A 22,576-nucleotide genomic window follows, 5' to 3' on the forward strand; every position below is an offset into this window, starting at 1 on the left:
TGCAAATTACCGTTCTAGTGGGCGGTTCGTAGCCTCTATGTGAGGAAGTGAACCGCCCGTTAGAACGGGTTATATAAATAGAAGGAGGCGTTATAATGGAAGCTAATGTGAATACGCAAAAAGCTAGCGGCGAGAAGCCATCATTGTTCGGAATGATTACTTCTCCTGGTTTACAGTTTGAGAGAATGAAGACGACTGAGAAAGTTTGGGGTATGTTCTTCATAGTGGCGCTATTACAAGGACTAGTGGGTGGTTTAAATTCGTATATTACGTATACATCACCTGAGATGATTGAAATGCAAAAGAAATTAGGTGGTGCACTTGCAGAGCAGGGATCGCTTGTATCAAATTTAATTTCTAGTACGATATGGGGAATAGTAGGTGTTATGATTGCAACATTAGTTGTTGCAGCTATTTATAAAGTGTTTATGATGTTTTACGGGAATGATACTTCTTATAAAAAAATAGTAATGATTATTGTATACGCGGATATTATTGTTATTATTGGTGGACTCATTAATGGTATTATAGCTTTAATTTTAGGTGCTGCACCAACTGCGTATACAAGTTTAGGTCCGTTATTTGAGAAAGGCTCACTTGCATATGGAATCGCTAATTCAATTGAAGTGTTCTATTTATGGAATTTAGTTTTAATTTGGTTAGGATTACAAGTTACAGCAGGATTAAGTAAAGTGAAAGCAGCTATTCCAATTATCGTTTTATTCATTATTAAGGCGGTATTCTTAGCTGCGATTGTTGTATTGATGGCAAAGTTTTTACCTGGTTTGCCGGTATAATATGGTTGGACTAAAAGGTGGCTCTCCCGAGAGTCACCTTTTTTATTTTTACCCCTATTTCAAATACGACCAGTTGAATTTCAAATTCTGCCTAGTGTAATTTCAAATTTGGATAGCAGTATTTGAAATTACTCACAGTGAATTCTCTTCTTTATTTTTATATTGTGAAGGTACCGGCGGAATAACAAAGAGGTATACCTTTTAGAAGTGGGTACTGTGTGAAACCAGCAACTTTTAAAGAGGCAGTTGTGTTGTATGAAGGAATGATTGTAAATCAAATAAAGAAGCTAGGTATTCGGAAAGATTATGAAGAGTATTATCAATGTGGTTTAATCGGTCTTTGGCATGCCTATGAAAGGTTTGATGCGGAGAAAGGAAGTTTTCCTGCATATGCAGTTGTAACGGTGCGTGGTTATATATTAGAAAGGTTGAAGAAAGAGTTCGCAGTACAAGAAAAGTGTGTATATGTAGGAGAGTATGAGGATATCTTCCATGCTGAAGATATTGGAATGAGAGCGAAGGATTTGATGAGTGTATTAAATGAGAAGGAGAAGTATATTATTTTTGAACGCTTTTTTGTAGGGAAGACGATGGGGGAAATCGCTTTAGAGACAGAAATGACATATTATCAAGTGAGATGGGTGTATCGGCAAGCACTGGAGAAAATGCGAGATAGTTTAAGAGGATAAATAGTAACAAGTAGAATGGAAGGCAAGAGATGTTGCTTTCCATTCTACTTGTTAGTTTAAGGTAGTAAATGCAACAAGAGGTTTTTAAATTGTAGTGAATCTTGCATGTTCATACGTGATAGTACGTATCCAGCTTTTAATACTTGTTGTTTTAACTTATGGGGACTGATGTGTATTGTAGTAGTAGTACCATTTGAAAAATGAATTGTAGCTTGCTTGCTCTTTTTGAAAAATTCTATGTCATCTATATGGTTATAAAATAGCCATATACAGTTTGGAGAAGAAGGAGATTCTGTTGGAAAAGCGCAAATATATTCCCTATGATTAATTGGAATTGGGACGTTTTGTTTGAATTTAAAATTTGTTTGGACTGCATTACGTCTGCCTTGATAAGTAGAGTGAACATTCGTTAGACAAGATTTCTTTATGAGTTGGATGGCAGTTTGACTGGAGTGTATATGATTACCGCTACTGTCGATAAGTGTTGTGCAATAATAAGGGTGTTTGCAAGGCTCTAGCATCATTGTAGAATTAGAAATAAAAATATCATTTTCATCATTAGACATAATTCTAAGTCCTCCCTTATAAAATATTATTCTTAATATTATTATATACAAATTAAGTAAATTAAATGTTAATCTTTTGTTTCGTATTGTAAATTTTGGTTGTTCGTTTACAATACAATATGTAATAGTTTTTCTAATTTGCATCGCTTGTACATATATATGAAAATAGAAAAGAGTAGGCGGTGAGATAGTATGAAGAAAAAGTATATTATTATGGCTCTAGTTGTTGTTCTCCTAGTATATTTAGCAAATAGCAATCCGAGTAAAGGAGAATATACAGAATGGGCAGCGAAGCAGTTTATGAAACGTAACGATGTGAGTAAGAAACTAGATGAAGTTCAAAAAGAGAACGAAGAGGGTCTCCTTGGCGATTTAGCATCGGCTAGTAAGAAGTTGGCGAAAAAGTATGTTGAGCCACAAGTTGGATTATTAATCGATCATTATACAAAACGGAATGATTATATTTTCTTCTCAACATATACGACCGAGTTTGATTTAGGCGGAGAAAACTATAAATATGTTTGTGTTGGTGTTTCAAAGATCTTTATCCCAATTGAAATGCCGAAGAAAAAAGACGAACCTGCAAAATGATGCAGATTCGTCTTTTTCATTTATCCCGCTATTTGCGGGCAGTAAGACACCTCTCTCAAAATTCGGCTGGAGAAAAGAAGTTAGGTGGAGATCAACTGCCCGTAAATGCCCGATTGGTGAGGGCTGATAATCAGTGGGGATGAAAAAAAACCCACTGATTAAAGTTTCACTTTATAGCGTAATTGGAACTTCAGAGACATTTCTTTCTACGAGACGTGCTTCTTTTTTTCGAGTATTTTCATCAATTGATGAGAATACAGATGAGGCAAGAATGGTATCCATTACTTGATCTACGACTTGTGTATCGATGGGGATGATGGGCTTCTCGATAGAAAAAACAACTGTTTTTCCATTTTCTTTCGCGAAAATTAATTCTAGTACTTGCATGTGTTTTCCTCCTTTTTATTTATCACGTAAACGTCCGATTGGTGCGGGTTAATAATGAGTGGGGATGCCCCCACTCATTAAAATTTCACTCTATAGGCTAGAAAGATCTGATATGCTTACAAGCTGTACAGCGTGAAGTGATGATTCTTGTAATGAGGCAAGAGCACGTGCTACGTTGTGTACTTGCTCTAAGTTTGCGTTTGTTTTTACATGCTTAAATTGTTTGTTCTTGAAAACTGTTTTGCCGTTCTTATCTAATCCTTTGTTTAATACAAGACGTAGTGTTAAATCCATTACGATTGTTTCAACTGCCATGTTTATCACCCCCTTTCACTTTATAAATAGGGTGCAAATGTCATGTTTGGGCGTGAAATTTTATTTTTTTTTTGGTACTCTTAAAAGACTAGGAGAGGAGTTTCGGAAGAATGAATCGTAAATTATTTTGGATTCCTGTATTACTATGGATGGGGCTGATTTTCTATTCTTCAGCACAACCGTATAAAAAGCAGGATATGCGCTCAGATATTGAACAATATATAAATGTTGAATTTGTGAAAGAGCATTTTTCATGGGTATCTATCGATTATGGCGGAGGTACACCGGTTAGTATTGAAAATAAAGGTGTAGGCGGATTTGTTGAGTTTTTCCTTCGTAAAGGCGCTCATTTTATGGTGTTCTTTATGCTTGGTTCATTGACGTATTACGCTTTCTATCGATCGGGCTATTCGAGAAAAAGGTGCTTTATATACGCTCTCCTTTTCATTGCGGGGTATGCAACATTTGATGAAATTCATCAATCGTTTACAGGAGATCGTACACCAATGTGGCAAGATTCATTGCTAGATACGTGCGGCGGGTTAACAGGAATTATAATAAGCAATTGGTTTTGGCATAGAAAAAGGAGCTAATCTCATTTAGAGATTTGCTCCTTTTTATGTTTATACACCAAGCAATTCTTTTAATTCGTCCGTCGATAGTTCAGTCATCCAACTATCGCTTGTAATGACAGCGTTGTTTAATGATTGTTTTCGTTCTAACATTTCATCAATTTTCTCTTCTAATGTTCCTGTAGTAATGAGTTTATGAACATGAACGAATCGTTTTTGACCAATACGATATGCACGGTCCGTTGCTTGATTTTCTACAGCGGGATTCCACCAACGATCATAGTGAATAACATGGTTGGCAGCAGTTAAGTTTAAGCCTGTTCCGCCAGCTTTTAATGATAGGATGAAAATATCATACGTTCCGTTTTGGAACTGCTCAATCATTTTATCCCGCTCTTTCTTTGGTACACTACCGTTTAAGAAGAGGACGCGCTGACCGAACTTTTCTTCTAACACACGTTTTAGCATGTTCCCCATGCCAATGTATTGCGTGAAGATGAGGCAACTTTCATTTTGGTCTTTTATATTTTCGATGAGCTCCATTAGCGTTTTTGTTTTCATAGAGCGTTCAACGACATTTTGTGGTTCTTCTTCTTTTAAATAAAGAGCTGGATGGTTACAAATTTGTTTTAGCTTGTTCAGCATAAGTAATATAAATCCACGGCGCTCAATCCCGCTTAATCCTTCTACGTTTTGTAACGTATCTTGAACAAGTTGTTCATATAAGGAAGCTTGCTCTCCAGTAAGAGGGCAATAAGCTTTCTGTTCTAGTTTATCCGGTAAGTTTAATGCGACCGTTTGATCTTTCTTCGTTCGGCGCAGTAAAAATGGTGAGATAAAACGTTGAACTTGTTGGATTTTCCCTTCATCACGGTCTTTTTCAATTGGTGTGACGAAGCGGCGTTGGAATTGACCTAAGCTTCCGAGATATCCATGATTAATAAAGTCGAAAATGGACCAAAGTTCGGCGAGTCGATTTTCCATCGGCGTACCGGTTAAAGCGATTTTATGATTCGCCTGCAAGTTTCGTACTGCTTTCGACTGTTTCGTATGCGGGTTCTTAATATTTTGTGCTTCATCCAAAATAACAGCGTCCCAGCATAACGAAGTCAGTTCTTCCTCATCGAGCTGAGCTAATGCATAAGAAGTTAATACAACATCTGCCGATTGAAGGAAATCTTCAAATGAATTGCCCTTATCTCGGTTACTTCCGTAATGTAATTGAACACGTAAATTCGGCGCAAAACGCTCAAATTCTTTTTGCCAATTCCCAAGAACGGATGTCGGCGCTACGATTAATGCAGGGCCTGTTTTGAGATTGTTTTCTTTTGCATATAGTAAGTAAGTGATTGTTTGAATACTTTTCCCAAGCCCCATATCGTCGGCTAATAATGCCCCAAATCCAAGTTTTCGCAAATATAATAGCCACTCAATACCGTGTTGTTGATACGGACGGAGTGTTGCATTCAGTGAAGAAGGGACATCTACTTTTGAGATATCGCCAATGTGTAAGAGCTTTTGGAATAGTTCTTCATAATATCCGTCTAGTTCAATTTCAATATCCGTAAATGGGCTATCCTCTTCTACAATTTCTGTTTCAGCTGTATTGGAAAGATGTTGCTGAAGGACATCTTTCATTTCTAGTCCGTATTTATCGGCACGGCTCATGAGTTTTCTTACTTCTTCAATGAAGGCTGGATCTAGTCGCATCCATTGACCGTTTATATTGAATAACCGTTTGTTTTGCTCAACAAGTTCGAAAAATTCGCTTTCGGACAAATCAATGCCGTTCGTTGAAATACGCCAGTCAAAATTAACGAGTGTATTCATGCCGAAGAAAGATTGTGTTTGCGTGGCATTTTGCTTCAGCTGAACACGTAATTTTGGTTTTGTAGCTTTTAAATTTTGCCACCATGATGGTAGTAAAATCGTAATACCAGCTGCGAGTAATTCGTTACTTGCTTCTGTTAAGAAGTTCCACGCTTCTGTTTCAAAGAGTTCATTTCGGAACGTATCATCTTCCTTTAGCCACGGTACGAGCTTACTAAAACCTTCTTGTGTTTCGGTAACACGCTCTTCATAATCGTGCCATCTTTTCGGTAAGGACTCGATGTTTTCATATACATATATGCGATGAGCTCCGCGCTTTGGTGTAACAACCGTCTCAAGCTTCCACATTTCAAATTCTTCTTGCGGTTCTTGTAGTCTTAGGCCGACTGTAAACGGAAGATCATCTTCAATATAACCAATTTTTCGAAGCCAATCTTCTTCATGTAGTGCTGTTTCCAGCTGTCTTTTCGTAAAGTCATAATGTTCATATAGCCTTTTTGCATCTTCCCAGCCGTCATTTGAACGGTTATCTTGCAATATGCTTTCATTTACCGCCGCTGAGAATAGAGATGCTAATGTGTCATCTTCGATTGGTCTATTTTGAACTTTCCAAGATGGCTGTTTGGGCCAACGCTCCATATCGGGTACGAAGCTACCGCTTGTGAAAGTATCCCATAATTCATTTGCATCTTTCGTAAGAGCTGTAATAGGACCGTTCATTTGAATATGTGCAAAGGAGTTCATTGGTTTGTTTGCGATGTATTCAAATGTTTGTGCGTTTGTTAGTATAACACCTTGTTTTCCTTCAAAGGTTGCTTCTTTTAGAAACGTACCGTAGAAAGAAGTGGAGTGCCATGTAAATGCATTTCGTTTCCAACTTGTTACGGATAATGGAGTACCGCTGTCATCTTCTCCCCAAAGGAACCAACCTTGACTAATGTGCTGGAGCCTAATTGTTACTTCAGTTTGATTGATCATCGATTAATTTTCCTTTCCGTAATTCCTCTTGTAGTGCACGCAGACGTGAATGTAAATTGGCGATGTGAATAATGAAAGCGTCCCATTCGTCGGTACGTTTTAATCGTTTATATAATGTACGTAATTTCTTTAAGTAACGAACTGCACGTCTATATGATTTACGATTTCGCTCTTCAATTGCTTCTACGGCAGCAAGATGATAAAGAGGAAGTGCTGCTTCAGGCGCTTCTTTTTCAATATCTTTCAGTGGTTCCTTTAATAGTTCAATTGCTTCAAATCCATATAAGAGATGAAGTTCTGCCCATGTACGATACTGTTTCTTCGCGAGTACGTATTGTTCATAGTTTGCGAAACTATACGGCAGGAGTTCTTGCAAAATCATTTCGAATCCAGCTTGTTCATTTGTATGTGTTGCATATGTTTCATACATGATTACAAATAACCGAACGATATCTTTTATGAAGATTGTATTTTCATGTTCATGTATCGTCTCCTTTACTTGTTTGTACGTAAAGGAAAGCCAGTTTTTCGTACGATCCCACTGCATGGCACTTAATAGCTCTTCTAACCAATAGAAATACAGACTTACAACAGAAGCAGGTTGTTTTTTTAGTAACTCCATTGCTAATTGGTCTTCTTCATTTAAAAAGAGTAGATGAGAAGATGCTAATGCTTTGGAAAGTGGATTGATTTTCGTATCAATTCGTTTTTCTTCCTCTTGCAGTTGCTCTTTATTGTTTAAGAGTTCACTCCATACGTGACGATAAATGAAATATCGCTCTTGTGTATAGGAGTCAGTTGAGAAGAATACTTCGTGAATGAGACGAGCTGTTTCTTGCAAAATTGATTCCACTTCTTGAGGAATCGCTTCTGATTGTAAGTCCCGAACGATGGATTCTACTTTATCTACAAATAACCGAACGACGTTAACAGGCTGATGATAAGAATATGTTTTGTTTACTTCAAATGCCTGAATTTCTTCTAATAATTTTTGGAAGCAATAAAGTGCCGCGTGTAGGCGGAATAATTCATGTATCGCAATGACGCGCGGAGCTTTTCGCTCAAGTTTCGTATAGAAGTCCGTAAAGATACTCATAAGAAAATACATTTGTTTATAAGTAAGCCGCGCTTGTTCTTTTTTAAATGCATCATATTCTTTGTCAAAATACGATTGCCAACTTTTATAATCCGTTTCTTCAAAAGCTGATGATTGCAATACTTGTCTTGCAGTTCGAATAGGAGGAAGGGAAGGTTTCGTATTATTTTTAAATAAAGTTAATACATCCCCTACTTGCCCGAAACTAGACGCTGCAGATAGTAATACAGCTAGCATATGCTCACATTGTGTTGGTGCGAAGCAATCGCAATAGCTTTCAGAGACATTACGAATCGGAATGTGAACGCTATATACACTGCCTTCCGCATCTACAGTTCCTGATAGTGTATAACCATCAAAGTCAACGTTATAGACAACACCACTACGATATAGGTGCCGAGCTGTAGCGACATGTTCCTGATCAGCCGTTTGCTGTGGATCTAGTCCTTGAACGAACTCATTCGCAATCATCATAATTTCATCTTTCGTAATTGAGTGTTGCAGCATAATATTCCTCCGTACACAGATTTCTTTCCTTTACCATTATAAACAAAAAACGACCAAAACAGAAAAAATGAAATTTGAATTACAAAAAAGGATGTTGCCTAGTTAAACTTTCCTACTAAGCAACATCCTTTTTTGTAATTAAGAGCGCGATTTCTGTAATACCGCTTTTACATATGGATCATGTAATATTTGTTCTATAATTGGTAACATGTTTTCTTCGAATGGTATGTCGATGGGAAAAGGCTTTTGTGAACCTGGTTTGATTCCATATTGGACAATTTTGTAATGTGTATTTCCTTCATGGCCGAGCACAATTAATTTATAGCGATTGTCATCGCCAGCGAGTGAGAAATCAATGGAAGTAGCGTCATATGTGACTTCATCTTTATATATATACGGTTTTGGTGTACCGATCCAGTCTACTTTTGCTTGTATATTCATGGGTATAACCTCCTTATATGTATTATAAAAAAATAAAAGCCAGTTCTCAACAAAGAGAACTGGCTGTAGCAGTCATTGGTTATTTTAAAATTTTCACTTTAACAGTTTTGCGTCCCCATTTTTGGGCAGCGCTATCTGATCCAAGTAGAATGTCGATACGGTTACCTTTAATTGCACCGCCAGTATCTCCAGCGATAGCTTCTCCATAACCTTCAACCCATACTTTAGATCCTAATGGGATTACTTTCGGGTCAACAGCAATCATTTTCATATTTGGATTCGCTGTTAAGTCATGACCCATTGCAGTTAATACGCGGCCACCATATGTGCCACCGTTTTCGCTTGGGTGAGCTGTATATGCTGTAGCTACAACTGTTAACTCACGACCACCAGAAGGTTCGCTAGTTTCAGCAGCTTTCACAGCAGGCTTAGCAGCTGGTTTTGCTTGTGCTGCAGGTGCTGGAGCTTTAGCTGGTGCTACAGTTTTAGCAGGAGCAGGTTGTTCTTGTTTCTCAATAACAGGTGCTGTACCTGTTAAGAAAGGAACGTGAACATAAGCTGTTTTCCCGTTATATTCAAATTGTAACCACTCATTTTGTACTTGGTTCGTTGTTTCGATCATATCGTCTTTCTTAAGCGTCCCAAGAATTTCTGAGTTTGTGTTCGCTTCAGCACGTACGTTTAATACGTTAGCTGTTACGTAGTAGATGCTTTTTGTAAATTCTGTACTTACGAATGCGTCTTTACCATCTAAAGTGATTTTTGACCATCCGTTTTCTGTGTTTTGAACATCTATTTTATTACCGTTTAGTAATTTACCGACAACTTTTGATTCCATAGTAGGGTTTTCGCGTACGTTTAGTACGTCTGTTGTTACAACAGTTTCTGCATTGGCAGATGATGTGAAAATCCCAAGACCAAAAACTGCTGCTGTTGCTATTCCAATTAATTTTTTCATGATAGCCTCCATTGCGTTTGTTTTCGTGTCCTCATTATAGCAACAGATTTTTTCGGATTTCGGGAAAACACACAATTACAAACCATTCGTAATAAGTCGTTAACATCCTGTAATATAGCAAAAAATATAGGAAAGCGTTTTTCACTCTATGTGATTGTTAGGTTTCTAGTTATATTCAAAATATTTAATGCAACATATTTTTTTCGGCGTAAATAAAAACATTACAAGAGTGTTACATGATGTTTACTAAACGATTACATTCCTTGAGTATTTTACCGTTTTATGGGTAATATAGTTATATAAACATAAACATTTCGTTTGTGAATCTATAAACATGTGCTATATACTAACAAAAAAACCGCATAATTGTTACAAGGAGAAAGGGTTGCAAAGAAGAAAACTACCCTTTTTTACATCTGTAACACATCCTTTTTTGGGAAAATACATTCCCATCCGCATTTTTCTCGCACAATTTGACAGCAGTATTTCTACCTTGTAGCTCTTGCAGAGTGAAAAGGTTATACGGAAGGTAAGGCTGTCCATCAGAATTCTAATTGGTGAAGGTGAAAGTAAGAGAGTTGAAAGAAAATCACCGCAAAAGTTATAGTTTTCTATCCGATTTAACTTATCGGAATTTATGTTATTTATAAAAGTGAAACCTACGAAGGGGGATTTGATGAGGAAACTGACAAAAACATTCATCGTATCATTAACATTATGTATTGCATTTACAATTTGGGGGATTATTCCCGAATCTATTATTGGAAAAGGTAGCCTTGGAAATGTAACAACCGCAATTCAAACTGCATTAGTTAGTAAGTTTGGATGGTTTTATATTATTTCTGTTTCTATTATTTTAGGTGTGTCTATCTTTTTAATTGTCTCGAAATACGGTTCTATTCGTTTAGGTAAAGATGATGACGAACCTGATTATAGTTATATGACATGGTTTGCTATGTTATTTAGCGCTGGTATGGGTATCGGCTTAGTTTTCTGGGGCGTTGCTGAACCATTAAACCATTTGTACGCACCTCCGTTTGGAGAGGGTGCGACGGAAGAAAGTGCGCGTCTCGCACTGCGCTTTTCATTTTTCCACTGGGGATTACATCCGTGGGGGCTATATGCATTTGTAGCGCTGTGTATTGCTTACTTTACTTTTAGAAAAGGAAAAGCAAGTACAATTAGTGCGACAGTAGGTCCGTTATTTAAAGGCGGGGAACATGGGCGTATCGCTCATTCATTTGATGTGTTAGCTGTTTTCGCGACTGTGTTTGGTGTTGCAACGTCATTAGGTCTTGGCGCGAAACAAATTGCAGGTGGTGTTAGTTATTTAACATCTATCCCGAACTCATTACCGACACAGCTTGTTATTATTGCAATCGTAACTGTTCTTTTCATGTTATCTGCGCAAACAGGTCTTGATAAAGGAATTAAATATTTAAGTAATGCGAATATTATTTTGGCATTTGCACTTATGATTATTGTATTGTTTGCAGGTCCAACAAACTTTATTATGAATTACTTCACTTCAACAATTGGTTCTTACATTCAGGAGTTGCCAAGCATGAGCTTCCGTTTAAGTCCATTAGATGAAGGCGGAAATCAATGGATTCAGTCATGGACAATTTTCTATTGGGCATGGTGGATTGCATGGTCTCCATTCGTAGGTACGTTTATTGCTCGTGTTTCACGAGGCCGTACAATTCGTGAGTTTGTTATCGGTGTATTACTCGTACCGACCGTAATTGGTGCACTTTGGTTCTCTGTTTTTGGCGGAACTGGTATTCATATGGAGTTGTTTGGTGATGCAACTATCTTTGAGAAAGTGAAAGAGATGGGAACAGAAGTAGGATTATTCGCTATGTTTGATCAGATGGGAAGCTTTGGATCAGCTTTATCTGTTTTAGCTATTCTTCTTATTTCTACATTCTTTATTACATCTGCAGATTCTGCGACATTCGTTCTAGGGATGTTAACGACACACGGTAGTTTGAATCCACCAAACCGTATTAAATTAGTTTGGGGTATCGTTCTAGCCGCACTAGCTTCTATCCTATTATATGTTGGTGGATTAGAAGCATTGCAAACGGCAGCTATCATTGCGGCATTCCCGTTCGTCTTTGTTATTTTCTTTATGATGGCAGCATTATTTAAAGAGTTACAAAAAGAAGGACGTATGAAGCGACATAAATAATAGAAGGAAAAGGGCTGATTTTATATCAGCTCTTTTTTATATAGAAGGAACTCGAACTGCAAGTAAGGGAAATAAAGTACCTCACTATATAAGTAGTATGCCTTTTATACAAAGAAAAAATGATAAATTTCGACAATGTTCGATATTTTACAAACTCTATTCACATTTTTGACAAAAAATTGTCGGAAATGTGTTGTCACGTTTATGTATATGTGCTATATTATTCCCTGTAAGCGATTTCAAATAGTTTTAAAGCGTATTCAAGGGGGACATCTAGAATAATGAAACGTTACGAAAGAAAGTGGAAGCATATTTGTTTGAAACGTGTGGCACATCGTAGTGTCCAAGAAAGCACGGAACCTAAGACTGAAACGCGCAAAGAACAGCAAGAGAAGCAATTGGTTCTACAAAAATAGCAATCACTTTTTCGTATATAAATGAAGGTCGATCGTTCGTTGGGGGATGGACGTGAAATTACTTTCAGCTAAGGGGTATTGTCTGATATATAATTTATACGGCAATAAATAAGCACAGAGCTTACGGCGCTCTGTGCTTATTTTTATTATTTATCTTTTTTGAATCGAACTGTTTTATCCCAGCCAATGACTTGTTTCTTGCTCTTTGCACGTAAGTATAAGATTAAGCTACGAATAAATAAGTACGTAAAGAGCTGTGCGTACGTAAAGTACATAATGACACTAATGAAAATATTAGTCGGTGTAAAGGTTCGTTCGACACTTTGCGCACTAAATAATTGCGAAACATATGTAACATATGCGACGTACCACATAAATAGCAGCGGAATACTATATTGAATTTGGAATATCCCAAGTAGCCCGATTATAAACCAAACGTTTGAAATGATTAGGAATAGCCAAAATACGACATACACTAAAACTTGCTGTAAGGAATGGACAAGAAGTTTTCCTTTAAAGAAACTTAAGGAAGAAAACATCTTTTCTAAAATGTATAAATTTCCTTGGAGCCAACGTGTACGTTGTTTAATAAGAATTTTTAAATGCTCAGGTTCTTGTTCCCATGTAACTGATTCTGGGACGATTGGTAAGAGATAGCCTTTTTGGGTAATTCGTAATGTTAATTCAGCATCTTCTGCAATAGCATAAGGATCATAGCCACCAAGCTCTTCTAGTGCGGAGCGACGTAGAAGCATGTTCGTTCCTGTTAGTGAACCTGTTTGGAATAATAGCCAGCGTCCAGACTGCATAAGGAGCTGGAAGATTTGAAACTCTAGTGAAATCATTCGCGTTAGCCAGTTTCTTTTTTCGTTTACTGTCCGAACGTGTCCAACAGCACCAACAGCATCCCGGGTTGTTTCAGCGTGTTCCACAAGCATTCGCAGAGCATGTGGTTCAGGTTGATTATCTGCATCATAAACACAGAAATATTCACCATCGGAAATGCTAAGACCGTAGTTTAATACACGTGATTTCCCTTTCGGTTCACCAGCCGGGACACGAATGTGCCGAATGTGAGCATAAGCTTTGTCAAAGTCATCACCAATTTCAGGTGTTTCGTCTTGCGAGTTATCGTTTAATAAATAAACGGTTAGTTTTCCTGGATATTCAATCTTTGCCATTGCTTCTAATGTATCTTTAATTACGACACCTTCGTTATGAGCGGGTATTAAAATATCGACGCTCGGATAATGTTCCAGTGTACGATCTTTTCGTTTACTATTTCGGTGAACTAAGCCTGCGATTGTTAAGAACGAGTAGTAAACGAGTAAGCCCGAGAATAGGAAAGCTGTAAAGATTAATACATATTTAATGGAGAATGTAATGCTAATCCAAAAGACAAGTACACAAAACAAAATAAATAGTAGGAGCATAACGAGTGTCATCATAATGCAGTCGGTCCTTTTGTTGCAATGTGTTCTCGCGTCATTTTAATGTCTTGAATTGCTTGATTGGCAAGCCATTGCTCCATTTTTGGCTGTAGACGGTTCATGACGATATCTGCACCGGCATCATTTGTATTTTGTAATAAGATGACTAACGTATTGCTGTCATACTCGGCAGCGAGGTCAAAGTCAGTTCGTACGGTTTCAACTAATAGGGAAGCGACACGATCCATAACACTTTCTTTCGTATACTTACTAAAGGAAGTGAAATCAAAATAAATAATAATGCCTGTTTCATTACGACGATTCATTGCAGTCGTTATTAATGCTTGTCGTCTTTCAAATTCTTGTCTTGTTAATAGTTTCGATTCTCCAATGTATTGTTCCAACTCTTTCACGCGTGCAATTAAATTTCTATTTTCGTGAATGACCTTTTTTAATAAGTGGGTTGATATATAAACAATGAAGAAGTTAGCTGCCATCAGGAAGTGGGTAATAATATATTCCCATTGGTCTGATGTACTCCATAAGTGAAGCCATGCTTCATAAAATAAATAGAACACGGAAATGATCGTTCCGAGTATGAAGAAAACAAATGCTGTTTTATCAGCTAAGAATAGGAATAGTACATTTGCAATTACATATATAATTGTAAAAATGAGCGCATGCTCATATTTCGTTACATGTACAGTAGTAAAATAAAATACAATTTGTAAAATCCACATAGATAGGATTTTGTAGAACTTATCTTTCACAAAACGTTCCTCCTTAAAGGTAATTCATACAAGGACACTTGTAGTATGTGCAATTATTAAGAATTAGACTATAAATCCTTTTAAATAGCACAAGAATGAGTAGTATCCTTTTAATACAAGAAAAAATAAACAGACTTACTAATTATTGTATCATAATGTCTATACATCTAGATATGGAGTGTGTGTATATTATATAAAAAATCCCCCTCTTTAAAAGAGGAGGATTTACATAAAAATTTATAGGAACATCATACCTGCAACTGCTGCATTTAAGAAGTTCGCTAATGTACCAGCGATAACTGCTTTAATCCCTAATTCTGCAATTTGTTTACGGCGAGTAGGAGCTAACGTTCCTGTTACACCTAATTGAATTGCGATAGAAGAGAAGTTTGCGAAACCACAGATTGCGAATGTTAAAATTAAGTTTGTTTTTGCAGAGAACTCTGCCATGTGTGGTCCTAAGTTTGCGTATGCAACGAATTCGTTGATTGCAAGTTTTTGACCGATAAAGCTAGCTGCTTGTATAGCTTCACCTGGAGAAACCCCGATTAAGATTGCAAATGGTGATAATAAGTAACCAAAGATTAAATCAAGGCTAAGTTTAATATCGAACCAAGAACCAACCCATCCTAATAATCCATTTAATAAAGCGATTAATGCGATGAAAGCCATTAACATTGCTGCTACGTTAATAACAAGTTGTATACCTTCAGATGCACCGCGTGCAGCTGCATCAATAACGTTTGCATCTTCACGTTCTGTAGAAAGTTCAACGTTATTATCTACCTGTTCTGTCTCTGGCATAATTAGTTTTGCAATTAATAAACTTGATGGAGCTGCCATAATTGCTGCTGCTAATAAGTGTTCTAACGGAATTCCCATTGCTGCATAACCGACAAGAACGGAGCCGGCAACAGCTGTCATACCACTTACCATAATAGTGAAGAATTCACTGTTTGTTAAGCGTGCTAAGTAAGGTTTGATTAAGATTGGTGCCTCAGTTTGTCCTAAAAATACAGTTGTTACTGAGTTTAAACTTTCTGCTTTAGAAGTTCCAAGAAGTTTACTTAATGCACCACCAACGATACTAACAAATTTCTGCATAATACCGAAATAATATAAGATTGCAACTAATGAACTAATAAATACGATTGGAAGTAGTGCTTGAATAACGAAGATAAATCCCCAAGGTCCTTTTGCGTTGACTAAATCCCCAGCAACGAACTTAATTCCCTCGTAAGAAAAATTAATTAACCCTTGAACACCGTCAGCAGCGTATTTTAGACCTGCTTTACCAGCATCCCATCGTAGTACGATAAATGAAAATGACATTTGTAATGCTAGCGCGATTAAAATTGTGCGCCAATTAATAGCTTTGCGGTTGGAAGATAGTAAGAAAGCAATTGCTAATACTCCAATCACGCCGCCAATTCCCCATAAAAGATTCATGCAGTGTAGCTCCTTCCTCATAGTAAAAAAAGTGTATAAACCAGTTGTCTATACTTTTGCGAATATAACATCTTAAGTAACTTATCATAATGGACATCGGAGGTCAAACGTCTAACGAAAAGTTTAAATAAAAAGAAAATTCTTCAAAAAAACACATATAAAATGAATCATCATGAAATAGGTTACGTTTTTTATAAAAATATATACATTATGATAACGTTATGGATTATTTTTGCAGAATATGGTGTATGAAATGGAAAAATAGATGCATTATTTTTATAGAGAGAAGATACGGAAAGGGAGTACTGAGGTGAATGCATAACAAAAAGCCTTCTAGTAATCTAGAAGGCTTTGAAACTATTAATTAAGGTGCTTTCGTGTATCCTAAGAAATGGCTCTTCCAATAAGAGTTACTTAACGAAGCGATTGCTACACCTTTATCTCCAGCTTGGATAAAGGATCCGCCTCCAAGGTAAATACCCATATGAGAAGGACCTGATTTATAAGTATTTTGGAAGTAAATTAAGTCACCTGGTTGTGGATTTGAAGTTTTTTGTAGGCTGCTCCAATATCCTGCAACACTTTGACGACTAATGTTATGACCAAATTTCTTAAATACGTGGTAGATGTAACCACTGCAGTCAACACCAGTAGCAGAAGTACCGCCCCAAACGTATGGTACGCCTTGCATTGATTTTGCGTATGCAAGTACGGAAGAACTGTCACCGCTATTATTGCCTGTATTATTGTTGTTATTATTTTGGTTATTATTTTGGTTGTCGTTAGGCTTATTATCTACTGCGCCACCAACTGGTGTTTTAGATAGGAAACGTGTTCCGATGTAACCAGTTTGACCGTTGTAGTTAATTTTACTCCATCCAGAGTTTTCAGAGATTACTTGAACCTTCTGTCCTTGTGGAAGTGCGCCTATGATTCTATAATTTGTACCTTCGCCGCTACGTACGTTTAATGCAGAAGCATTAATGTAGTAGTCACCAATTGCACCTTGATTAGGTTGTTCAGGTTGTTTTGGTTGCTCAGGAGTAGCAGTGCCACCTTTAACGAATTTCATGAATTCGCTACTAACGTAGCCTGTTTTTCCTTGATAGTTAACTTTAAACCAGCTACCTTCAGAGCCAATTACGTTTAATGTCGTACCATTTAATACGCCACCAATTACGCTATGGTAAGTAGCAGGGCCTGTGCGAACGCGTAGAGATGTTGCGTTAACAACGTAAGTACCACCAGTTTGAACGGTTACATTATTGTTTTGTTCTTGTTTGTTATCTTGATTGTTTCCTTGTGCAACGTTTTCGTTAGAACCGCCTTTTGTTACGTAGTCTTTGCTTACGTAAGCAGTTTGTCCCGCATAGTTGATTTTGAACCAATCTTGCACTTCGCCAACAACTTGAACTACTTGTCCTTTTGTAACAGAACCTACAGTTGTATGAGAAGTACTAGGACCTGTACGAACACGAAGAGAAGATACATTTACTGTATAGTTTCCACTTGCTGGTTTTATAGATTCTTGGTTGTTATTATTCGTATTGTTGTTTGAAGAACCTGCATTAGAAGAAACACCAGATACGAATTCGCCACTTACGTAGCCAACTTGTCCATTATGGTTGATTTTCACCCAACCATTTTCTTGACCAATCACGTTTAATGTTTGTCCTTCATATACACGTCCTGAAACAGAACTAGAAGTGTTAGGAGCTGTGCGCACACGCAATACATCAGCAGTAACTTTATTGTTTCCACCTGTTGTACTTACATTGGAACTGTTTGCACCATTTTTTGATACAAATTCACCGCTAACAAAGCCAGTTTGTCCATTATGGTTAATTTTGAACCAACCATTTTCTTCGCCAATCACATTTAAAGATTGACCGTTATAAACGCGTGAGATGATGTCGTGAGAAGTACTTGATCCTGCACGAACATGTAATACGCTAGCGTTTACCTTATAAGATGAGCTGTTTGATGCAGAAGCTTGGACAGTTTGTGTAGCAGCTTTTTGTGTATTTTGTTCAGGGGCAGCTTGAACGCTATCAAGTGTAGGTGCTGCTCCTCCTGCTACAGACACTGCCGCAAGACCGGCAAGGTATTTTTTCATAATTTGTCGATTCCTTTCTGTCTGTAATGTAGTGAAGAAATATTTACCAACTGTTAAAAATTCTAAAGAGCATGTCGATTACTGTCAAGACTTATGCGGGAATCTGAATATGACAAAAAGATTACAAGAAAAAATCAAGGCATGAATTTCACACCTTGATTTCCATTTAAATACATATATTGAATGCAGACAGGATAGAAATTATTCGGATTTAAGAAGATGACATGTTGGATTGAAACAAGCTTTGAGAAAAGGATTTTTGTAACATTTTTGTGATAGGCCCAACTTGACCATCTTGAATCGCTGTTCCATCCAGATGTGTCATCGGTAAAATTTCAATTGTAGTTCCTGTAAAAAAGCATTCATCTGCTTGATAAACGTCACGAACACTGAAAAGTTCTTCTTGCACAGGAATGCGAAGGGTTTTTGCTAAAGAAAGGACATATTGACGAATAATGCCGTTTAAAATAAGGTGATTGGCTGGATGCGTGTACAAAGTGCCATTTTTGATTAGAAAGAAATTAGAACAGCTCCCCTCCGTTACAATACCATTTCGTACAAATAGTGCTTCTTTACAGCCTTTGCGCTCAGCTTTCGTAGCAGCTAGTACATTTGGTAATAAATTTAATGATTTAATATCGCAGCGGAGCCAGCGAGTATCTGGTTCTGATATGGCACGTACACCATATTCAATCCATAAAGCTGGTCTTTCCTTTTTGGTAATATAGGCATAGATTGTCGGAGGAGCGTCATATGAGAATGCATGGGTACGAGCTTGTACACCGCGAGATACTTGCAAATAAATGGTTCCATCTTCGTGGAAATTATTACTTTCAATGAGCTTGTAAAGTAATATGATGAGTTCTGCTTTTGAGAAAGGGAGAGATAATTCTATTTCTTCCATGGAGCGATATAATCTTGTTATGTGTGGATCTAATAAATGAAAGTTCCCTTTATATAGGCGCATAACCTCATAGACACCATCTCCAAACTGCAAGCCTCTTTCTTCAAGTTCTATGTACGTTTTTTGCTTTGTTGTATCAATAACTGCATCATTCCAAAGTACAAATCTTTCATATGCCAATTGTCGTCCCATCCTTTCGTAAGTACATAAGTAACATGAAACTTTCATTCGGAATAAAAATCACTATAGTCATTTTTATGTGAGTAATTCTTTACATATGACGTATATGTATTGGTAAATCGCAAAGAAAATAGTGGTAATTTATAGCATTTTGTATATATAAATTCGAAAATAAGAAATAAGAATCCTGCTTGTAAATAAAAAAAAGCAACATTCTTATGGAATGCTGCACAAGGAGGGTAGCTATCTTTCATAGGGACATCGTCTTATTGAATGTTTTGTTTATGGAAACAAAACATGTTGAAAGACAATTATAAGAAAGTAGAAACAAACGATTCACACATTTCTTTAAGGGATCTTATTGAAGATGAGAGATAAGAAATATGTAGAACCTCGTTTACATATTTTATTATAGAGATGTTTCATTAATCCTATGTGAATATTTGGTAAAGGTTATGTAATTTTAAAGTTAATGAATATAAGGGAGAGGAGGGAGGAAAATAAAAAAAGAGGCTGAGATTACTCAGCGCTCTTCTTTTCTTCTTTTATAGCGGTTTTTACTTCACCAGTTTTGATCTTGTTACTGTCAGAGAAGCGAAGTAAGTCACCTTCAATGATCTTGTCAGACATATGCAATTCATTTTGGGCACGATCAATTAGTGGTTGAGATTCTTCTTTCGGTAATTGTACAACTTCACCTGTGTTACGGTCGTAGAATGTACTGTTCGTGTACATGTACTTATCTGTAACGAAGCTACCGTCACGAAGAACAACGAAACCTTTATTATCTGGTGAGAATACATCATGACCGAATTGGATTTGATTCGTAGAATCTACACCAAGTAAGTTTAGAATTGTTGGTTTAATGTCAATTTCACCAGTTGGTTTTGAAATTGTTTTACCTTCTTTTTGACCTGGAACGTGAATAAACATCGGTGTTTTTTGTAAGTTCATATGGTCAAATGCAGTAATTTCTTCTTTTCCTAAGAACTGTGCCATTGCACGGTTATGGTTTTCAGAAATACCGTAGTGGTCACCGTAGAATACGATAACAGAGTTGTCGTAAATGCCTTCTGCTTTTAGACGCTCAATAAAGTGTTTCATCGCTTCGTCTAAATAACGAGCAGTTACCATGTAACGGTCAAATACGCCATCACCAGAATTGTATTCATCGATTAATTTCGTACTGTCATCATAAGTGAATGGGTAATGATTCGTTAAAGTAAGGAAGCGAGTATAGAATGGTTGCTTCACTTCTTTTAACATATCGATAGATTGATCGAAGTATTCGATATCTTTTAATCCCCAGTTTAATTTTGTTTCTGGCGTAATCTTGTAATCAAGCTCGTTGTAGTAACGATCATAACCAAGTGCCGGATACATAATGTTACGGTTCCAGAACGTTGCGTTGTTTGCGTGGAATACCGACGTGTGGTACCCTTGCTGACGTAAAATTTCTGGAGTTGCTGTGTATTCATTGTTACCGTGTGTGAAGAATACGGCACCACGGTCTAGTGGGTACATTGAAGTATCTACTAAGAACTCAGCATCAGATGTTTTCCCTTGACCAGTTTGATGGAAGAAGTTATCGAAGTAATAACTTTCTTTCGTAAATTGGTTTAAGAATGGTGTAACTTCTTGTCCGTTAACTGTTGCGCCAATTAAGAATGTTTGTAATGACTCAAGAGAGACAACAATTACGTTTTTCCCTTTTGCAGTACCGAACATATTTGGATCTGGTTTACTTTGTGTTGTTTTCACATAGTTTTCTGTTTCTTGTAATTTACTACCGTCAGCAAATGCTTTTTGTGAACTAGATTTCGCTTGTAAGCCAAGGTCGTATGCTTGGTGTACATATAATCCTAAGTTTTTAACAAGCATAACGCGGTCGAATGAACGTGTTAATAGTTCTGGACGCTCAGCTTCTGCAAATCCTAGGTTTACGAAGAAAATAGCAATTGTTGATACGAAGTATAGGGAACGCATCGGACGTGCTACACGCTCTGTTGGTGCAAAGTTTTTCTTCTTTTTCAATAGAACGAAGAATACAAGAATATCCGCAAATGCAAGGATAATTTTGTAGTTAAATAACTCTTTCACACTAGAACCTAAGCTTCCAAAGTTAGATGTTTGTCCTAGTACTGGTAAAGTAACGAAGTCATTGTAGAATCCGTAGAACATTACGTTACCAACAAGAATGAACGTTAAGACAAAATTAATTCCCAGTGCTATATAGTTACGTTTTTTTCCTTTTGCAAATAATGCAAGGCCCACAAACAGTAATGATGCTGCTAATGGACTAATGAATAAAATGAATTCTTGCATGAAAGATTCAAGTTTTAAATCAAAGCTTGTGCGTGTAATAATGTAGGTTTTCAGCCAGACGGCCAAAGCTACGAATAAAGTGAAGCGCACATTTTGAAATTGTGATTTCAAGGTTTCTTTCATTCATTTCCACCCTTTCTCTATCAGGCTTGGTCGATTTTGGAGCGAAAAATGTTAAAATAAAAAACACATAGTTTTCTTGGCCATAATTAGAGGTTCTATATTCACCCATATACGACTATAACTATGCATACCCTTTTTTAGTTTCTTGTGTTGCTCATAAGCATAACGTCATTTCTGTATTATACAACAAAATTCATTTCTGAGAAACACTATAACATTTTACATTTTTTGTATGTGATTTGCTACTACCAGAGAAAACTTTAACATTCGTTTATATGCTCGTCAACTAGAAAATATAACAAAAATAGAACAGAATGTTAAGTGAAATTGAAAATTTCCATGGTTGAGAAATAAGAAATGAATATGTGTAAGTGGTTATCTAGAAACCTAGTATATGAAGGAAAGTATGTAAAAATTAACGAACACTTGTTCTTTTTATCTTTGTTTGTTACAATAAAATTCATTGGTAGATTATGTGTAATTTTGATGAACTTTTACTGATATCATATTGTAGCTTATTTTTTTAAAAAAATAAGGAGGCTTTTATATGGAACAAAAATTTTCAGTTGAAGCGTTTTGGAAGAAGGTAAAACATGTTGCAAAGCAAGCCGGGCAGTCAGTCATTTATGCAAGTTTATTATTGTTTTACGTTTTGCAAAGACGAGACGTTCCGAAACGAGTGAAAATGATTGTAATTGGAGCACTTGCTTATTTTATTGCACCGATTGATGCCATCCCAGATTTCATTGCTGGAATTGGTTATACGGATGATTTAGGGGCGTTAATGGCCGCACTATTACAAGCGTCGTTATACGTCAATGAAGATGTGAAAGATAAGGCACGAATGAAGTTGGCAGAATGGTTTGGTTCGGATATAGACACATCATTTATCGATCAGAAATTAGATCAATAGGTGAGAACTGTCATATGGTGACAGGGCGA

19 protein-coding genes are annotated in these 22,576 nt (G+C 36.8%); 6 read left to right on the forward strand and 13 right to left on the reverse strand.

All coding sequences use genetic code 11. From position 1 onward, the window contains the following. Positions 1-95 precede the first annotated feature (95 nt). Both yknW and BAQ48_RS12020 read left to right on the forward strand, forming a co-directional pair. Positions 96-797: a YknW family membrane protein gene (gene yknW, locus BAQ48_RS12015; protein WP_071711248.1), complete on the forward strand. Its 702-nt coding sequence runs from the start codon at positions 96-98 to the stop codon at positions 795-797. Positions 798-1,015: 218 nt separating this feature from the next. Then, on the forward strand, positions 1,016-1,486 hold the full coding sequence (locus BAQ48_RS12020; protein ID WP_071711249.1) for a sigma-70 family RNA polymerase sigma factor: 471 nt from the start codon (positions 1,016-1,018) through the stop codon (positions 1,484-1,486). Between the two features lie 56 nt (positions 1,487-1,542). Here BAQ48_RS12020 and BAQ48_RS12025 read toward each other — a convergent pair whose 3' ends face one another. Then, complete coding sequence (locus tag BAQ48_RS12025) at positions 1,543-2,052, reverse strand: competence protein ComK (RefSeq protein ID WP_071711250.1); 510 nt, start codon at positions 2,050-2,052, stop codon at positions 1,543-1,545. 192 nt (positions 2,053-2,244) lie between these two features. Between BAQ48_RS12025 and BAQ48_RS12030 the strand changes: the two genes are divergently transcribed. Then, complete coding sequence (locus BAQ48_RS12030) at positions 2,245-2,643, forward strand: DUF4359 domain-containing protein (RefSeq protein WP_071711251.1); 399 nt, start codon at positions 2,245-2,247, stop codon at positions 2,641-2,643. 171 nt (positions 2,644-2,814) lie between these two features. Here the strand turns inward: BAQ48_RS12030 and BAQ48_RS12035 are convergent, their stop codons facing one another. Beyond that, positions 2,815-3,030 (reverse strand): DUF2922 domain-containing protein, encoded by a 216-nt coding sequence (locus tag BAQ48_RS12035; protein ID WP_071711252.1) that lies wholly within the window; start codon positions 3,028-3,030, stop codon positions 2,815-2,817. A 90-nt stretch (positions 3,031-3,120) separates the two neighbouring features. After that, complete coding sequence (locus tag BAQ48_RS12040) at positions 3,121-3,345, reverse strand: DUF1659 domain-containing protein (protein ID WP_071711253.1); 225 nt, start codon at positions 3,343-3,345, stop codon at positions 3,121-3,123. 110 nt (positions 3,346-3,455) lie between these two features. On the opposite strand from BAQ48_RS12040, the gene BAQ48_RS12045 reads away from it, so the two are divergent. Next, positions 3,456-3,938 (forward strand): VanZ family protein, encoded by a 483-nt coding sequence (locus tag BAQ48_RS12045; RefSeq protein WP_071711254.1) that lies wholly within the window; start codon positions 3,456-3,458, stop codon positions 3,936-3,938. Between the two features lie 30 nt (positions 3,939-3,968). On the opposite strand, the gene BAQ48_RS12050 is transcribed toward BAQ48_RS12045, so the two are convergent. From BAQ48_RS12050 to BAQ48_RS12065, 4 genes are all read right to left on the reverse strand, one after another. Continuing rightward, the gene (locus tag BAQ48_RS12050; RefSeq protein ID WP_071711255.1) at positions 3,969-6,725 is read right to left on the reverse strand and encodes a DEAD/DEAH box helicase; all 2,757 of its coding nucleotides are present in this window, start codon (positions 6,723-6,725) and stop codon (positions 3,969-3,971) included. Continuing rightward, positions 6,709-8,328 (reverse strand): SWIM zinc finger family protein, encoded by a 1,620-nt coding sequence (locus tag BAQ48_RS12055; RefSeq protein ID WP_071711256.1) that lies wholly within the window; start codon positions 8,326-8,328, stop codon positions 6,709-6,711. The genes BAQ48_RS12050 and BAQ48_RS12055 overlap by 17 nt, the downstream gene beginning before the upstream one ends. 138 nt (positions 8,329-8,466) lie before the next feature. Further along, positions 8,467-8,769 carry a DUF3910 family protein gene (locus tag BAQ48_RS12060; protein ID WP_071711257.1) on the reverse strand — a complete coding sequence of 101 codons (303 nt, stop codon included), beginning with the start codon at positions 8,767-8,769 and terminating at the stop codon, positions 8,467-8,469. A gap of 79 nt (positions 8,770-8,848) precedes the next feature. Next, on the reverse strand, positions 8,849-9,727 hold the full coding sequence (locus BAQ48_RS12065) for a cell wall-binding protein EntA (protein ID WP_071711258.1): 879 nt from the start codon (positions 9,725-9,727) through the stop codon (positions 8,849-8,851). 676 nt (positions 9,728-10,403) lie between these two features. On the opposite strand from BAQ48_RS12065, the gene opuD reads away from it, so the two are divergent. Next, positions 10,404-11,921, forward strand: a complete 1,518-nt coding sequence (opuD, locus tag BAQ48_RS12075) for a glycine betaine transporter OpuD (RefSeq protein WP_071711260.1) — start codon at positions 10,404-10,406, stop codon at positions 11,919-11,921. Positions 11,922-12,483: 562 nt separating this feature from the next. Here opuD and BAQ48_RS12085 read toward each other — a convergent pair. The 6 genes from BAQ48_RS12085 to BAQ48_RS12110 all read right to left on the reverse strand — a co-directional run bounded on the left by BAQ48_RS12085 (position 12,484) and on the right by BAQ48_RS12110 (position 21,634). After that, a complete protein-coding gene (locus BAQ48_RS12085) occupies positions 12,484-13,785 on the reverse strand; it encodes a glycosyltransferase family 2 protein (protein WP_071711261.1) in 1,302 nt (433 codons plus the stop codon). Then, complete coding sequence (locus tag BAQ48_RS12090; protein WP_071711262.1) at positions 13,782-14,537, reverse strand: diguanylate cyclase; 756 nt, start codon at positions 14,535-14,537, stop codon at positions 13,782-13,784. Before BAQ48_RS12090 ends, BAQ48_RS12085 begins: the two co-directional genes overlap by 4 nt. A gap of 237 nt (positions 14,538-14,774) precedes the next feature. Beyond that, a complete protein-coding gene (locus tag BAQ48_RS12095) occupies positions 14,775-15,986 on the reverse strand; it encodes a NupC/NupG family nucleoside CNT transporter (RefSeq protein ID WP_071711263.1) in 1,212 nt (403 codons plus the stop codon). Positions 15,987-16,350: 364 nt separating this feature from the next. Continuing rightward, positions 16,351-18,102: a C40 family peptidase gene (locus BAQ48_RS12100; RefSeq protein ID WP_071711264.1), complete on the reverse strand. Its 1,752-nt coding sequence runs from the start codon at positions 18,100-18,102 to the stop codon at positions 16,351-16,353. Between the two features lie 211 nt (positions 18,103-18,313). Further along, positions 18,314-19,198, reverse strand: a complete 885-nt coding sequence (locus BAQ48_RS12105) for a D-amino-acid transaminase (protein WP_084064583.1) — start codon at positions 19,196-19,198, stop codon at positions 18,314-18,316. A 507-nt stretch (positions 19,199-19,705) separates the two neighbouring features. Then, positions 19,706-21,634, reverse strand: a complete 1,929-nt coding sequence (locus BAQ48_RS12110) for an LTA synthase family protein (protein ID WP_071711266.1) — start codon at positions 21,632-21,634, stop codon at positions 19,706-19,708. A gap of 547 nt (positions 21,635-22,181) precedes the next feature. On the opposite strand from BAQ48_RS12110, the gene BAQ48_RS12115 reads away from it, so the two are divergent. Next, positions 22,182-22,547: a YkvA family protein gene (locus tag BAQ48_RS12115; RefSeq protein ID WP_071711267.1), complete on the forward strand. Its 366-nt coding sequence runs from the start codon at positions 22,182-22,184 to the stop codon at positions 22,545-22,547. The last annotated feature ends 29 nt before the right edge of the window (positions 22,548-22,576 follow it).

Origin of the sequence: Bacillus luti, from assembly GCF_001884105.1 — a bacterium.
Taxonomy (GTDB): Bacteria; Bacillota; Bacilli; order Bacillales; family Bacillaceae_G; genus Bacillus_A; species Bacillus_A luti.

Coding starts and splice junctions, on each gene's coding strand:
- yknW (WP_071711248.1), top strand. CDS start 96: ATGGAAGCTAATGTGAATACGCAAAAAGCTAGCGGCGAGAAGCCATCA.
- BAQ48_RS12050 (WP_071711255.1), bottom strand. CDS start 6,725: ATGATCAATCAAACTGAAGTAACAATTAGGCTCCAGCACATTAGTCAA.
- BAQ48_RS12060 (WP_071711257.1), bottom strand. CDS start 8,769: ATGAATATACAAGCAAAAGTAGACTGGATCGGTACACCAAAACCGTAT.
- BAQ48_RS12100 (WP_071711264.1), bottom strand. CDS start 18,102: ATGAAAAAATACCTTGCCGGTCTTGCGGCAGTGTCTGTAGCAGGAGGA.
- BAQ48_RS12115 (WP_071711267.1), top strand. CDS start 22,182: ATGGAACAAAAATTTTCAGTTGAAGCGTTTTGGAAGAAGGTAAAACAT.
- BAQ48_RS12025 (WP_071711250.1), bottom strand. CDS start 2,052: ATGTCTAATGATGAAAATGATATTTTTATTTCTAATTCTACAATGATG.
- BAQ48_RS12055 (WP_071711256.1), bottom strand. CDS start 8,328: ATGCTGCAACACTCAATTACGAAAGATGAAATTATGATGATTGCGAAT.
- BAQ48_RS12110 (WP_071711266.1), bottom strand. CDS start 21,634: ATGAAAGAAACCTTGAAATCACAATTTCAAAATGTGCGCTTCACTTTA.
- BAQ48_RS12045 (WP_071711254.1), top strand. CDS start 3,456: ATGAATCGTAAATTATTTTGGATTCCTGTATTACTATGGATGGGGCTG.
- BAQ48_RS12105 (WP_084064583.1), bottom strand. CDS start 19,198: ATGGGACGACAATTGGCATATGAAAGATTTGTACTTTGGAATGATGCA.
- BAQ48_RS12035 (WP_071711252.1), bottom strand. CDS start 3,030: ATGCAAGTACTAGAATTAATTTTCGCGAAAGAAAATGGAAAAACAGTT.
- BAQ48_RS12095 (WP_071711263.1), bottom strand. CDS start 15,986: ATGAATCTTTTATGGGGAATTGGCGGCGTGATTGGAGTATTAGCAATT.
- BAQ48_RS12040 (WP_071711253.1), bottom strand. CDS start 3,345: ATGGCAGTTGAAACAATCGTAATGGATTTAACACTACGTCTTGTATTA.
- BAQ48_RS12030 (WP_071711251.1), top strand. CDS start 2,245: ATGAAGAAAAAGTATATTATTATGGCTCTAGTTGTTGTTCTCCTAGTA.
- BAQ48_RS12065 (WP_071711258.1), bottom strand. CDS start 9,727: ATGAAAAAATTAATTGGAATAGCAACAGCAGCAGTTTTTGGTCTTGGG.
- BAQ48_RS12085 (WP_071711261.1), bottom strand. CDS start 13,785: ATGATGACACTCGTTATGCTCCTACTATTTATTTTGTTTTGTGTACTT.
- opuD (WP_071711260.1), top strand. CDS start 10,404: ATGAGGAAACTGACAAAAACATTCATCGTATCATTAACATTATGTATT.